The sequence below is a fragment of the Streptomyces griseoloalbus genome, from assembly GCA_014650015.1.
Lineage (GTDB): Bacteria > Actinomycetota > Actinomycetes > Streptomycetales > Streptomycetaceae > Streptomyces > Streptomyces griseoloalbus.
In genome coordinates this window covers 38145-51580 of record BMUD01000023.1, presented here as the reverse complement: position 1 = coordinate 51580, position 13436 = coordinate 38145, and the positions used below count along the sequence as shown (strand labels likewise).

General features: G+C 74.3%; 8 protein-coding genes. 3 read left to right on the top strand and 5 right to left on the bottom strand.

Annotation, left to right across the window (positions count from 1 at the left end; all coding sequences use genetic code 11):
• Nucleotides 1-20: 20 nt before the first annotated feature.
• Nucleotides 21-2705, bottom strand: coding sequence for an ATP-binding protein (locus tag IE178_RS28175; protein WP_193514249.1), 2685 nt, complete (start codon nucleotides 2703-2705; stop codon nucleotides 21-23).
• A gap of 332 nt (nucleotides 2706-3037) precedes the next feature.
• Between IE178_RS28175 and IE178_RS28170 the strand changes: the two genes are divergently transcribed.
• Nucleotides 3038-4006 (top strand): DUF2510 domain-containing protein, encoded by a 969-nt coding sequence (locus IE178_RS28170; protein WP_193514248.1) that lies wholly within the window; start codon nucleotides 3038-3040, stop codon nucleotides 4004-4006.
• A gap of 168 nt (nucleotides 4007-4174) precedes the next feature.
• Here the strand turns inward: IE178_RS28170 and IE178_RS28165 are convergent, their stop codons facing one another.
• On the bottom strand, nucleotides 4175-4789 hold the full coding sequence (locus IE178_RS28165; protein ID WP_184763196.1) for a TetR/AcrR family transcriptional regulator: 615 nt from the start codon (nucleotides 4787-4789) through the stop codon (nucleotides 4175-4177).
• 330 nt (nucleotides 4790-5119) lie between these two features.
• On the opposite strand from IE178_RS28165, the gene IE178_RS28160 reads away from it, so the two are divergent.
• Entirely contained in the window at nucleotides 5120-6100 is a 981-nt protein-coding gene (locus IE178_RS28160) for a DMT family protein (RefSeq protein ID WP_318280284.1), read from the top strand.
• 34 nt (nucleotides 6101-6134) lie between these two features.
• Here IE178_RS28160 and IE178_RS28155 read toward each other — a convergent pair whose 3' ends face one another.
• Nucleotides 6135-8189 carry a phosphocholine-specific phospholipase C gene (locus IE178_RS28155; RefSeq protein WP_193514247.1) on the bottom strand — a complete coding sequence of 685 codons (2055 nt, stop codon included), beginning with the start codon at nucleotides 8187-8189 and terminating at the stop codon, nucleotides 6135-6137.
• Nucleotides 8190-8868: 679 nt separating this feature from the next.
• On the opposite strand from IE178_RS28155, the gene IE178_RS28150 reads away from it, so the two are divergent.
• Entirely contained in the window at nucleotides 8869-9465 is a 597-nt protein-coding gene (locus IE178_RS28150) for a response regulator transcription factor (protein ID WP_318280283.1), read from the top strand.
• A 39-nt stretch (nucleotides 9466-9504) separates the two neighbouring features.
• Here the strand turns inward: IE178_RS28150 and IE178_RS28145 are convergent, their stop codons facing one another.
• Together IE178_RS28145 and IE178_RS28140 are read right to left on the bottom strand one after the other, a co-directional pair.
• Nucleotides 9505-11481: an ATP-binding cassette domain-containing protein gene (locus IE178_RS28145; protein ID WP_193514245.1), complete on the bottom strand. Its 1977-nt coding sequence runs from the start codon at nucleotides 11479-11481 to the stop codon at nucleotides 9505-9507.
• The gene (locus IE178_RS28140) at nucleotides 11478-13271 is read right to left on the bottom strand and encodes an ATP-binding cassette domain-containing protein (protein ID WP_193514244.1); all 1794 of its coding nucleotides are present in this window, start codon (nucleotides 13269-13271) and stop codon (nucleotides 11478-11480) included. Before IE178_RS28140 ends, IE178_RS28145 begins: the two co-directional genes overlap by 4 nt.
• Nucleotides 13272-13436 lie beyond the last annotated feature (165 nt).

Here is a 13436-nt window from a genome sequence, read left to right as displayed (position 1 = left end):
CCGCGGTGTGGGGTGTCGTGCTATCGCAGCCCCACGCCCGTCTCCAGCTCCGCCCGTGCCCGCTTCACCAGGCCGTCCGCGCCGCACGACCGGGCCAGTGCCAGGCCCCGCTCCAGGTCGGGCACGGAGCGGGCGAGGACGCCGTACTCGATGCGGGCCGCGGCGTGTTCGTACTGACAGGGCGAGGACTCCAGGTAGGTGACCGCCTGGGCGGCGAGGCGGACCGCGCGCTGGCCGGTCTCCAGGGCGGCGGCGACGCGCAGGGCCTCTCCTATGGCGGTGTCCGTACCGAAGCGCTCGGCGTTCCGGCGGACGTCGACGGCCAGCCGGGCCGCACGGGCGGGGTCCTCGGTGGCGAGGACACGCGCGAGGTCGGCGGCCCCGTAGACGTGCACGGGGTTGTGGTGGCCCCGTGCGGCGGCCGCCTTCTCCGCCGCCTCCAGTTCGTTGATCCCGTCCTTGGTGCGGCCGACGGCCAGCAGCAGCCGGCCGCGCACGGAGCGCGGGTCGGGCAGCACGATCGTGGACGGGTAGGGCGGTGCGAAGCCGTGCCGTTCCGCCACCTCCCAGGCCTGGTCGACATGGCCGCGGGCGAGCAGGGTGTCGACGAGGTTGCAGGTGGCCGTCCAGTACAGGGGCAGTCCGCGCCCGACGCGCTCGGCGAGGCGCAGGGACTCGCGCAGGGAGGCCTCCGCCGCCTCCAGCCGTCCCCGTCTGCGGTGCGCGAGACCGACGTAGGCATGTGCCAGGGCGAGATGGCCACCGCCCCAGCCCGCCGTGTCGTAGGCGTGCAGGGCCTCGTGGTAGAGGCTTTCGGCGCGGTCGAGGCGGTCGGTGTAGGCGTAGGCATCGGCCAGCATCAGCAGCAGCTCGACGCCCCACTCGGAGTCGGTCCAGCCGAGGCCGGGCGCGAGGCGACCGTTGACGAGGGCGCGGTCGCAGATCTCGACGATCTCCTCGGCGTTCTCACCGCGCATCATGGCGTCGAAGCCGCGCACGATGAGCAGCGCGCGTTCGGAGTTGTCCCGGCCGGTGCAGGTGGCGGCCAGTTCGGCCAGCCGCTCGGAACGATCGGGGGAGGCGGCCTCGCCGGCGTAAATGCCCTCCCACATGAACTGTACGGTCCGCAGCCTCATCTGGGCGGGGCCGGGTTCGAGCCGGGCGGCCTCCGCCTCGACGGTGCGGACGGCCTCCTCCATCTGGTCGTTGTGCAGCAGCGCCTGGGAGAGGCGGACCACGGCGTCCACCCGTCGGTCGCCGTCGAGGCCGGGCATGCCGAGGGCGACCCTCAGATGGCCGATGGTGCGGGCGGGTGCGGTGAGGAAGGTGGCGCAGCCCAGTTCGTAGAGGACCTGCGCGTGGACCTCGGGACGGGGCGGTTCCTCCAGGGCGCGTTCGAGGCAGCGGCGGGCGGCGTCCGGGGCGCCGACGGCGAGGTGTTCGCGGGCGGCCTCGCGCAGTTGCCAGACGAGCTCCTCGTCGTCGTCCGGGTGCACCTCGAGGAGGTGGCGGGCCGCCGCGGCGGCGCCGCGGCCGGAGTCGGTGACGATGCGGGCGGCTATGCCGTGCATGGCACGGCGCAGGGCGTCGGGAATGGAGTTGTAGACGGCGGTGGCGATCAGGGGGTGGACGAACTCGAGGTCGGCGGGCCCGGTGCGGCCGGTGGCCGGGTCGGGGGAGGTGAGGATGCGGGCGGTGCGCAGGAGTTCGGCGCAGCGGACGGCTTCGTCGTGGGTGAGGGTGGCGAGCCGGGCCACCAGGTCGACGGTGATGTCGCTGCCGAGGATGGCGGCGGCCCAGGCGAACCGGGTGGCGTCTATGCCGAGCTGTTCCAGCCGGGCGACGAGGCCGCGCCCGCGGGCGGAGCGGTTCAGGTCGCGCAGTTCACCGGCGTGGGCCTCGACGGGGTCGAGTCCGCTGTCCTGGACCTTGGCGAGGAGTTCGACGGTCTCGTAGGGGTTGCCGCCGGTGACGGCCCACACCTCGCGGCAGAACGCGGCGTCCGCGGTCTCGCCCAGCGTGGCGCGGGTGAGTCCGGCGGTGGCTTGCGGGGTGAGGGCGCTGAGGGTGGTGACGGGGCGGTCGGCCGCGGCGGCGACGGCGTCCAGGTACCGGGCGCTCACTCCGGAGGTCTCGCCGGGCCGGCGGGCGACCACGACGAGGACGGACAGGTCGGCGAGGCGTTCGGCGAAGGCGGCGAGCCAGTAGAGGGTTTCCTGGTCGGCCCAGTGGGCGTCGTCGATGAGCAGGACCAGCGGCCAGTCCCTGTGGGCCAGCCGGCGAACGGCGGCGACCAGGCCCTCGCACACGCCCTGCGGGTCGGCGTGCCGGTCGCCGGGGGCCGCCATGCCGAGGGCGGGGCCGGCGATGTCGTACCACTCGCCCAAGTACTCGCGGGCCTCCTCCGGCAGCATCGACACCAGTGCGGGCTGGAGGAGTTGGCGTACGACGTTGAAGGGGACGGAGCTCAGGGTCTCGCCGCCCCGGGTTGACCACACCGTGCAGCCGCGCTGTTCGGCGATGCGCCGGGTCTCGGCCAGCAGCGCGGTCTTGCCGAGCCCCGCCTCGCCGCGGAGCACCAGCAGGCCGCCCGGTGAGGAACGGTCCGCGCACAGGGTGTCGACGGCCTCTGCGATGGCGGCGATCTCCTCGTCGCGCTCCCACAGGGCAGCCGAGGGAGCGGCCGGGGGCCGTACCTCCGTCATCCCGCTACCTCCCCGACTCGCCCGAATGACGTACAGGTCATGAGCGTAGCCGTCCGGCCGCCCGAGCGGTGGCCGGTCGGGCAGGCTGCTGCCGTGACGGGTGACACCGGGCACGAGGAGTCGACGCGGGCCGCCCCTCACCAGGGGGCTTGGTGGTCAACCACTTCCGAGGGGAGGGCCAATGAGGATCACCGGGGTGGGTCGGGTGGTGCGGGGGTGAGGGGCGGCCGGGTGCTCGGGAGGCACGGTGGGGGTACGGATGGGGGTGCGGGTGGAGGCTCCGGTGGGGGCTCTCTCATCCGGCTTTCACCGACGCCTCATACGGTGGGGGCATGACGCAGGTGACTCCTCCCGGGTGGTACCCCGACCCCGGGCAGACGAATGACGGACCGGCCACCGAGCGCTGGTGGGACGGAACGGCCTGGACGGACCAGGTCCGCCCGGCGGGGTCGGCCGCCGCCTGGGGGCCCCCGGCGCCGGGCACCGCGGCCGGTCCGGGGTATCCGGCCTACCCGGCGTACCCCGCTCCGGCGCCGCCCGGCCGGGGGCACCGGGTGCGGAACGGGATAGCCGTGGCGGTGGCCGTCGCCGTGCTGGCGAGCATCGGTGTCGGGGTGTACGTGCTGGCGGACGACGGCGGTGGCGGTGGTTCCACGGCCTCGCAGGGGCCGGGTGGACGGGACGGCGGGCCGCCGGACGGAGAGAACGGCGGGCCGGACGGGGATTCCGGTGGTGAGCGGCCCGGGCCGGACACCTCCGAGCCCCCGCGGATCGAGAGCGGGTCGGTGACCGACGGGCTGAGCGGGATCAGTCTGCCCATCCCGGACGGCTGGTACGGCCAGGAGCTCCAGGTCGGTGCCGCGGTGACGTCGAAGGACGCGTACGACTGTCCCGGCGACACCTCCAAGACCTGCACCAAGGGCGGGGCGTACTCGGCGCCGGCCCTGGCGCTCGGTGCCCGTGGGTCCACCGCCGAGGAGGTCGCCAAGGCGGACATCGCCGAGAACGCCGAGGAGAGCTACGGCGGTGCGTCCTACGGGAAGATCACCTCGCACGACGTGCTGGCCTCCAGGGCCGTGACCGTGGCCGGACAGAAGGGCTATCTGGTGCGCTGGAAGGCGGTCACCAGCAAGGGATCCGACGGGTACGTCCAGTCGCTCGCCTTCCCCTCCCCCGCGCAGCCGAGCCGGCTCGTCGTGGTCCGCTTCGGGGTGGACACCGACCAGAAGGAGGCCGTCCTCGACGAGATCACCGAGGGCATCGAGGTGTCGTCGGGCGGCGGCAGCGGTCAGGACGTCTGACGTCCCGCACATGACGGCCGGGTGGGGCACCCCTCCGCTCAAGAGGTGTCCCACCCGGCCGGAGTGCGCGCCGCCCCCGTCCCCACGGTGCGGCGCGGTCAGGTCGCCGTCCGGTCGTCCCGGGAACGGCGGCCTGCGTCTCATGGGAGGCGCGTCATGCGAGGCGCCTCATGCGAGGCCGAGCGTCGGCAGTACGGCGGCCTCGACGAACCGGAGTAGATAGTCCGCGTCCGCGTTGTGTCCCTCCAGCACGGGCCTCACCCGCAGCACGCCGAAGATCTGCGCCGGGATGAACTGCAGCGCCGGATTCCCGGCATCGACCTCCCCGCGTTCGACACCGCGCCGCAGGATCCCCTCCAGCGCGGCGATCTCCGGGTCGACCAGCGCCTCGCGCAGCGCCTGCGCCAGTTCCCGGTCCTGGACGACCGCGTGCCCGAGAGCCTGGAGCAGCGTGGCGTCCTTCGGGGACCACTCCCCCGCGCACCGCGCCACCTCGCGCAGATCCCCGGCGAGGGTGCCGGTGTCGATCCGGGCGAACCGGGCCTGCCGGCTGGAGCGCAGGGCGGCGGCGACGAACTGGGGCTTGGTCCGCCACTGGCGGTAGAGCGTGGATTTGCTGCACCGCGTGCTGGCGGCGACGCCCTCCATGGTGACGGCGTCGTAGCCGCACTCGCGGATCTGGTTCAGCACGGCGTCGAAGAACTCCCGCTCACGCTCGGGCGTGATCTTGGAGCGGCGCGAGGTTCCGACCGGCCCGGGTCGGTCCGCGTCCTGCGACGTCATCGGCTCGGCTCCCCGCCCCTCGAGTGTGTCGTACGCCTTGTCGATACACCACTGTACCGGTACGCAGCCGTACCGGTACGCAACCGTATCGGTACACTGGCGTATCGGTACGCTCCCGTACCGATGAGAGTCGGTACCCGCGCGCACCTCAGCACCACCACCGCACCGCCACAGCACCACCGTCAGCGAAAGGGCCGGGGGAGACATGCCCGCAAGGAGCCTGAACCGGCGGAGTCCGACGCATCGGCGCGCCCGCCGCTTGTCCGTGAACTCCTGCTGGTGGAGGGGCTCTTGTTCGTCCGCACATCGGGCGCTCGTCGGGGCGGGCCGATGAGCGCCGTCCTCGTGGCCGTGCTGCTCTCCCTCGTCTCCGCCGTCGCCTACGCGGCCGCGGCCGTCGCGCAGGAACGACTCGCCTCCCGGACCTCCGGCGCCGGCACGCTGCGGCTGCTGGGCAGCGGCGCCTGGTGGTGGGCGGTCGCGCTGAACGCCTCGGCCGCGCTGCTGCATGTGGTGGCCCTCACGTTCGGTCCGCTGACGGTGGTCCAGCCGCTGGGCGCGCTCACCTTGGTCGCCGCGGTGCCCATGGGGGCGCGGATGGCGGGACGGCCGGTGAGCGGGATCGAGTGGCGGGGTACCGCGTTCACCCTCGCGGGTCTGGCGGCGGTGCTGGTCACCGCATCCGGACCGGCACCCGACGACGTCCTGGGCGTGCCCGAGGCGCTGGTCCTCGCGGGCGGCACGGCCTGCCTGATCGGCATGCTGTCGTGGCCGGGCTCCCGACCGGGGCTGCGGCACGCGAGCGCGTCGGGCGTCGCCTCCGGGGTGGCCTCGGCGCTCACCCAGACGGTGACGGTCGCGGTGACGGACCGGTCCGGTCCGCTGCTCGGCGTCCAGGTGGTCGTGGTGGCGCTGCTGGTGGCGGCCTTCGCGGCCGGCGGGCTGCTGCTGTCTCAGACCGCCTACCGGGGCGGCCTGGGCGCCCCGCTCGCGGTGGTCACCCTGACGAACCCGCTGACGGCCGCGGTGATCGGCCTCTCCCTGCTCGGGGAGCGGTTCCGCGACGGCCCGGCGGGCGTGCTGCTGGCCCTGACCGGCGCGGCGCTCGCCTCCTGGGGTGTGCTCCTGCTCAGCCGGGCGACGCCCCGCCCCGCGGGAGCCCCGGTGGCTCCCGCGGCGCCGCAGCCGCTCGCCCCGTTGGCCGCGGTTCCGGCGGCCCGGCCTCCCGTGGAGGGCCGCCGGGTCGCCGGTGTGCCGCTCCCGGAGACGAGGCCGGCGGCGGACCGACGGCCGCGGGACACCGCGGCCTGAGACGTCACCCCCGGCCCGTCCAGCCGGCCGGCGGTCAGTCCGTGACGATCGCCGGGTCGCTGATGCCCGGGCGGCCGTTCTCGACGTGGCCCACGAAACGGCGCAGGAACGACGCGTCGGTCGCGGAGGTGACCGTCAGGTCGTACCAGCGGTGGCTCGTGCGCAGGTCGATGGTGCGGTGCACGGTGGCACCGGGGCGGACGATGACGGTCGTGGGGCGGTCGGCGTAGCCGTCGGCCAGCGACAGCCGGGCCGTGCCGGACCCCCCGTTGACGAACGTCAGCCGGATGTCGTCGCCGGTGTGGCGGGCGGTGACCTCACAGCCGGCGGACGCGTTCCTCCCCCGGAAGACGCGGAGGAATCCGTTCGGCCCGTGCACGGTCAGGTCGTACGAGCCGCCGGAGTACGCCGAGTTCCAGGTGTCCGAGATCTCCTTGCCGGCCTCGGTGGTATAGGTCCAGGGGCCGTCGGTGCGGTTGCCGGACGTGACCAGGAAGGCCGCGCCCGCCCTGGCGCCCGAGGTGAAGGAGAGCGTGAACTTCCCGGCCGCCGGGTCGACGGAACCGTCCACGGCCGGGGCGTACCTCAGCGGGCGGGCGGGGCGCGGCCCCCGTTCCTGCCGGGGCAGGCTGGAGTCGGCCGGGGGCGTGGGCCGGTAGTCGGGATGGCGGTCGCGGTCCCGCGGTTCGTAGGCGTCGGTGTCCGGAAGACGGGCCGGCCGGCTGTCCTCGCGGGAGAAGTCGAAGGCACTGGTGAGGTCGCCGCAGATGGCACGCCGCCACGGCGAGATGTTCGGTTCGCTCACCCCGAACCGGCGCTCCATGAACCGGATGACCGAAGTGTGGTCGAAGGTCTCGGAGCAGACGTAACCGCCCCTGCTCCAGGGCGAGACGACCAGCATGGGCACGCGCGGTCCCAGTCCGTAGAAGCCCTCCCGGTGAGTGGCGCTGCCCTCGAAGACGTCCAGCGAGACGTCGACGGTGGACCTGCCCTGCGCGGCCGACTTCGGCGGCAGCGGCGGCACCACGTGATCGAAGAAGCCGTCGTTCTCGTCGTACGTGATGAACAGGGCGGTCTTCGCCCACACCGCCGGGTTGGAGGTGAGCGCGTCCAGAACCTGGGAGATGTACCAGGCGCCGTAGTTCGACGGCCAGTTGGAGTGCTCGGAGAAGGCCTCGGGCGCGGCGATCCAGGAGATCTGCGGCAGCCGCCCGGCCTTGACGTCGGCACGGAGCTCGTCGAACCAGCCGTCGCCGTTCTTGACGTCGGTGCCGGTGCGGGCCTTGTCGTACCAGGGGTCGCCGGGCACGGCGTCGCGGTACTTGTTGAAGTACAGCAGGGAGTTGTCGCCGTAGTTGCCGCGGTAGGCGTCGTCGATCCAGCCCCAGTGGCCGGCCGCGTCCAGACCGTCGCCGATGTCCTGGTAGATCTTCCAGGAGATCCCGGCCTCCTCCAGCCGCTCGGGGTACGTCGTCCAGTCGTAGCCGAGCTCGTCGTTGCCGAGGACCGGGCCGCCGCCCTTGCCGTCGTTGCCGGTGTGACCCGACCACATGTAGTAGCGGTTGGGATCGGTGGAGCCGATGAAGGAGCAGTGGTAGGCGTCGCAGACGGTGAAGGTGTCGGCGAGCGCGTAGTGGAAGGGGATGTCCTCACGGGTCAGGTACGCCATGGTCGTGGTGCCCTTGGCGGGCAGCCAGCGGTCGTACTTGCCGTTGTGGTAGGCCTCCTGTCCGTCGGACCAGCCGTGCGGCAGCCCCTCCAGGAACTGCATGCCGAGGTCGTCGGCCTGCGGGCGGAAGGGCAGGACCTCCGTGCCGTCGCTCTTGGTCTGGTGCCACACCGACCTGCCGCCGTCCAGGCTCACCGGGTGCGGGTCGCCGAAGCCGCGGACGCCGCGCAGCCTGCCGAAGTAGTGGTCGAAGGAGCGGTTCTCCTGCATGAGGACGACGATGTGCTCGACGTCCTCGATCGACCCCGAGCGGTGGTTGGCCGGGAGCGCGGCGGCCCGCTCGATACTCGCGGACAGCGCGCCGAACGCCGTCGTGGTGCCCGCGAGTTGCAGGAATCGGCGCCGGTTGACTTCGGGCATGGATGAGGGCCTCTCGTACGGTGCCGGATGCTGAGGGGGTGCGCGCGAGAGGAGTGTTCCAGGAGCAGCGAACGTCGCGGAAGGGCGCAGTGGCGCGGGCGTGAAGGTCGTCGGTACGTGAGGTGCACAGCTCGTCCGGCAGCGGCCCGATCGGCGTGCCTCGCTGTGACGATGGGCGAAAGACCGAAGGCACCCGCCGACAGCCCACCGGCTCCCGTTCCGGGCCGAGTTGACGGGGGGCGGGGCAGCGCGGCCCGTCCGCACGAACGGTGGGATTCACGCCAGATTGGGCGATGACTGTTTCCAGCCGCGGGCCGGGTGGGGCGAACTCGCTGCCCCGGTACTTGTCGTCCGGCGTGGTACGGCCGCTCCGGCCGGCGATGTGCCGCCGTGGCCAGGGCGACGGGACCGCCGGCGGGGGCGTGACGGCCGACTGCCGCATTCCGCATCGGCGGGCGCCGTCCGCCGGAGGGTGTGTGTCTCCGCCGTTTCCGCCCGGGCGGAACATGGCCGGCCACCTTCTCAGGGGGCGCCGGAAGCGGCGGAATGCGTCCGATGTGGTTCGCACGTGCGTACGTGTCGTGTTCTTCCGCAACGGATCAGGGCACACGGCCCGTGGCGCGGGAGGAGTGTGGGGGTCGGCTGCCCCCTGCGCAGCCGCTGACAAGGGGTGGGGGAGATGGTTCGTACTGTCGTGGTGCACGACGAGGAACTGCTGCGGTCGGCACTGGTGCAACTGCTCAGATCCGATGTCGCGCTGGAGGTCTCGTCCATGTCACCCGGCGCCGGCCCGCCGGACGAGGAGGTGTTGCCGACGGACGTGTGGGTCGTGGACGGTGACTGCCTGCAGGGGCCGGGGCAAACGCACGACGCGCCGTTCCGGGCGCGGGGCGGGGACCGGCTCGTCGTCCTGACGACCGCCAAGCGGCCGGGGATCCTCCGCCGGGCGTTCGACGGCGGTGCCCTCGGGCTGGTCGACAAGAACGCCCCGGCGCACCGGCTGATCACGGCGGTGCACACGGTCGCCAAGGGAGAACGCTTCCTCGACGAGACGCTCACGGTCGCCCTGCTGGAAGGCGCGGCGATGCCGCTGACCACCCGCGAACTGAGCGTGCTGTCCCTCGCCTCCCAGGGGGCGCCGATGTCCGAGATCGCGGCCCGTCTGCACCTGTCCCGGGGCACCGTCCGCAACTACATGGCCACGGCGATCCGGAAGGTGGGCGCCCGCAACCGGGTCGACGCGATACGCATCGTCCAGAGTGCCGGATGGACGTGACGGGCGTGCGGTGACCCCGCTCGGGACGGCCGGCCGCGGTCAGGCCTCCCGGGCCGGGCCGGCGTTCCAGTGGCCCGTCAGGTCACGGTAGAGCGGCGAGCGCTCCAGCACCTGCTCGTGCGTGCCGCACACCGCCTCCGTCCCGTCCAGCACCAGCACCCGGTCGGCGCGGACGGCCGATGACAAGCGGTGCGCCACCACCAGCAGCGTTCCCGGGCGCCGCGCGAGGGCCTCCTCCGCGCGTGCCTCGGACGCGGGATCGAGATGGCAGGTGGCCTCGTCGAGCAGCAACAGGGACGCGGGGGCCAGGTAGGCACGTGCGAGCGCGAGGAGCTGCCGTTCGCCCGGGGACAGTTCGGCGGGCCGCGCCGGTGCGTCGAGCCCGCCCAGGCGCTCGACCAGCGGCCGCAGACCGAGGGCCCCGACGGCGGCGTCGAGGTCCGCGCGGTCCGCGTCCGGACGCAGATACGCGAGGTTGTCACCCACGGTCCCGGAGAAGACGTACGCCTCCTGGGGCACCAGCACGCGCAGCGCGGCGAGTTCGGCGGGTGCGCGCCCGGTCACCTCCCGGCCGGCCACCCGTACCTCGCCGCCACTCGGCGCGAGCGTCCCCGCGATCAGGCGGGTGAGCGTCGACTTGCCGATGCCGCTCGGTCCGACAACGGCGAGGCGCTCGCCCGGGGCGACGCACAGGTCGAGCGAGTCGAGGACCGGTTCCGCGCGGGCGCCGTAGGACAGGGTCACGGACCGCATCTCCACCGCCGCGGTCGGTCCGCCGGGCGCCGGGCGTCCCCCGTGAACCGGCGACCGGGCGCCGACGTCAGTGGTGCCGGCGGTCGCCCGGTCGGGGGCGGGGGCGGCCCTGACGGCTGTGCCGGCGGTCGCGAAGCGCGCAGGCCGGTACGCGGGCTTCGGCCGCGCGTAGTGCCTGCCCGTCACCCCCGCCGCTTCCACCGCTTCCGCCGTTTCCACCCCCGCCGGCTCCGGCTTCGGCTCCGGCTCCAGCTCCGGCCCCGGCTCCGGGCCGATGATCCGGTCGAGGACGACCAGCAGCCGGGCACCCGCCGCACCGAGCGCGGTCATCAGCGTGTGCAGGGCGGGCAGCAGCGACTGCACGAGATAGGTGAAGGCCCCCAGCAGCGCGCCCGCCGTCACTCCTCGCCCGCGCAGCCACGGCACCGCCAGCAGCAGCGCGAGGACGGGCAGATGACCCGCGACGCCGAGTGCCGCCGTGCGCACCGCCGCCCAGCCGGCCAGGACACGGGCCGCCGCGGCGGCCTCGTCGACCAGCTCCGCGCCGCGACGCGCCGCCTCGGGCCCGGTCCCACAGGCCGTCAGGTCGCGCAGCGCCGCCCGTGACCGGGCCGCGTGGTCGCCCAGCGCCTCGTCGGCCGCCAGAGCGCGTCGCTGAGCCGCCGCCATGGGCCGCAGTGTCACCAGGAACAGCACCAGGCCGCCCGACAGCGGCGGCAGCACCACCACGAGGAGGGCGGGGTGCAGCGACAACAACCCCAGCAGCGCTCCGGCGGCGGTGAAGACGAAGGAACGCAGGGTCAGGACGAGACCGGCGAAGCTGTCCCGGGCGATCTCGACCTGATTCGTCAGCCGGGAGACGGTCGCCCGGTCCGTCCCGCCGGACCCGCCCAGCATGGCCCGGGCCAGGGACCGGTCGACCTGGCGCCGCACCAGGCCGTCACGCAGCGGCTCCGTCAGCCCGGCCAGCTGGGTGAACACGCCCCGGATCACCGGGGCACCGAACAGTACGGCGACCAGCGCGATCGCGAGCCACAGCAGCCCCCGGCGCACGTCACCGGCGAGGAACCCCCGGTCGACGGCTCGGGCGACGCCGTAACCCACGAGGAACGCCTGCCCGGTCTCGGCCAGCGACCAGAGCGCGAGCCGGGCCAGCACTCCCGTACGGCGGGCGAGGAAGCGGCGGGCGGGCGGCGCGATGCGGCGCAGCGCCCCGGACCCGTCACCCGTGCCCCGCGCGCCTGCGTCCGCGACGCGCGTCACGGCCGCGCCTCCTCGGGTCGGGGCCGGCGCGCCGTGCTCGCTCCCGGTGCCGCGGCCTCGGTGCTCCCGGCGCCGAAGACCGCCCGGTAGCCGGCCGTGTCCCACAGTTCGCGATGGGGCGCGACGGCCCGCACTCCCCCGTCCTCCAGCCAGATCACCAGATCCGCCCGGGCCGCCACCGACGGGCGGTGCGCGACGACCAGCCTGGTTCCGGGCCGCACCGAGTGGCGCAGCGCCCGGTCCACCTCGTGCTCCGTGGCGGTGTCCAGACTGGACGTCGCGTCGTCCATGATCAGCAGCCGTCCGGCGTGCGCGAACGCCCGGGCGAGCCCGAGGCGCTGGTACTCGCCGCCCGAGAGCGGCGCCGCGGGCAGCGGGGTGTCGTAACCGCTCGGCAGCCGGCGGACGAAGCCGTCGGCGCCCGCGGCACGGCAGGCTTCCCGTACCTGCTCGGGCGACACCTGCCGGGGGCCGGTGGCAACCGCTTCGGCGACCGTGCCCTCGGCCGGCGCCGGGCGCTCGAAGGCGTAGGCGACCTCGGTGCGCAACGCCTCCCGGGTCAACCGGTCGAGCCGGACACCGTCCAGCAGCACCTGTCCCTCGTCGGGGTCGATCAGCCGTCCCGCCACGGCGGCCAGGACGGACTTCCCCGCTCCGCTGCGGCCGACCACCGCGGCGGTGGCGCCGCCCGGCACCCGCACACCGTCGGCACGCAGGACCTGCCTGCCGTCGCGCACCACCCGCACGCCGCACAGTTCGAGATCACCCGGTCCGGTCGGGGGAAGACGTCGCGTTCCATAGACCAGCGTGGGCATACGTGCCAGGGCCAGGGTCCGGTTCCGTGCCTCGCGGCCCCGCACCACCGCGCCCAACAGTGAGGCGGCGCCACCGACGCCGGCCGTCAGCTGCGCGTAGCGGCACACGGCGAGCAGCCCGCCCACGCTCAGGGCGCCCGACGCGAGACGCAGGCCGCCGACGGCCGTGGCGGCCAGGGTGAGCAGGGGGACCAGGACACCGCTTCGGCCCAGGGCCCGTCCGTGCAGCGCCCACATGCGCCGGCCCAGGGCGGCGAGTCGGCCCAACGGTGCCAGCACGCGCGCTCGTTCACGGGCGCCGGTCCCCGCAGCGGCGATCGTCGCCGCGCCCTCCAGGGCCTCCAGCAGTCGGGACGCGATCTGCGACTGCGCGTTCTGGTAGGCGGCCACCGAGGCACCGGTGTCCCGGGCGAAGGTCCGCAGCACCAGCACCAGGGCGGGCAGCCCGGCCAGCACGCAGGCCGCCACCCACACGTCGACGACGGCCAGCGCCGCGAGCGCGCCCACCGGCGTGACCATCGAGGCCGCCAGCGCCGCCCGGGCCGCCGGGGCGCCCCCCGCGTCGGCGGCGTTGAGGGTCAGGCGGGTCCCGACGTCCCCCGGATTGAAGGGCCGCGCGTGGTCCGGTACGGCGCGCAGCAGGCTGTCGAAGGCGCGGGAGCGAAGGGACGCCGTCCACACGGCGTTGCAGCGGCCGGTGAACAGGGAGGTGAGGCTGTCGAGCAGCAGTTCACCGAGGAGCAGCGCGGCACTCAGGGCCAGCCAGTGTCCCGCGGCGCCGTCGGCTTCGCCGTTGCCGTCGCGCAGGAGCAGATCCAGTGTGCGGCCGAGGGCGAAGGGCTGGGCCACCGTCGCCACGGACGCCCCGACCGAGCACAGCAGCACCAGCACTTCGGGCAGGCGCCCCGGCGCCGCGCCGTCGGCTCCGTCCCGCGCCCTGCCCGCCCGCCGCGCCCGGAACCCGGTCGTCAGCACCGGCCGACCTCCTTCCGTCCGTGCACCGTGAGCGAACACCGGCCGCGTACCCGGCGTGCCGGGTGGGCCGGGCGTCCGCCGAAGCGGGCTCCGGCGCCCCGGGCAGGAACCCGGGGCGCCGGAGCCGAGCGACGTGACTCACCACGTCGCCGCGGCGGTCAACAC

Bases quoted from the DNA above. Each gene is read 5' to 3' on its own strand.
- IE178_RS28165 (WP_184763196.1), bottom strand. From the start codon at position 4,789: ATGACGTCGCAGGACGCGGACCGACCCGGGCCGGTCGGAACCTCGCGC.
- IE178_RS28150 (WP_318280283.1), top strand. From the start codon at position 8,869: ATGGTTCGTACTGTCGTGGTGCACGACGAGGAACTGCTGCGGTCGGCA.
- IE178_RS28170 (WP_193514248.1), top strand. From the start codon at position 3,038: ATGACGCAGGTGACTCCTCCCGGGTGGTACCCCGACCCCGGGCAGACG.
- IE178_RS28160 (WP_318280284.1), top strand. From the start codon at position 5,120: ATGAGCGCCGTCCTCGTGGCCGTGCTGCTCTCCCTCGTCTCCGCCGTC.
- IE178_RS28155 (WP_193514247.1), bottom strand. From the start codon at position 8,189: ATGCCCGAAGTCAACCGGCGCCGATTCCTGCAACTCGCGGGCACCACG.
- IE178_RS28175 (WP_193514249.1), bottom strand. From the start codon at position 2,705: ATGACGGAGGTACGGCCCCCGGCCGCTCCCTCGGCTGCCCTGTGGGAG.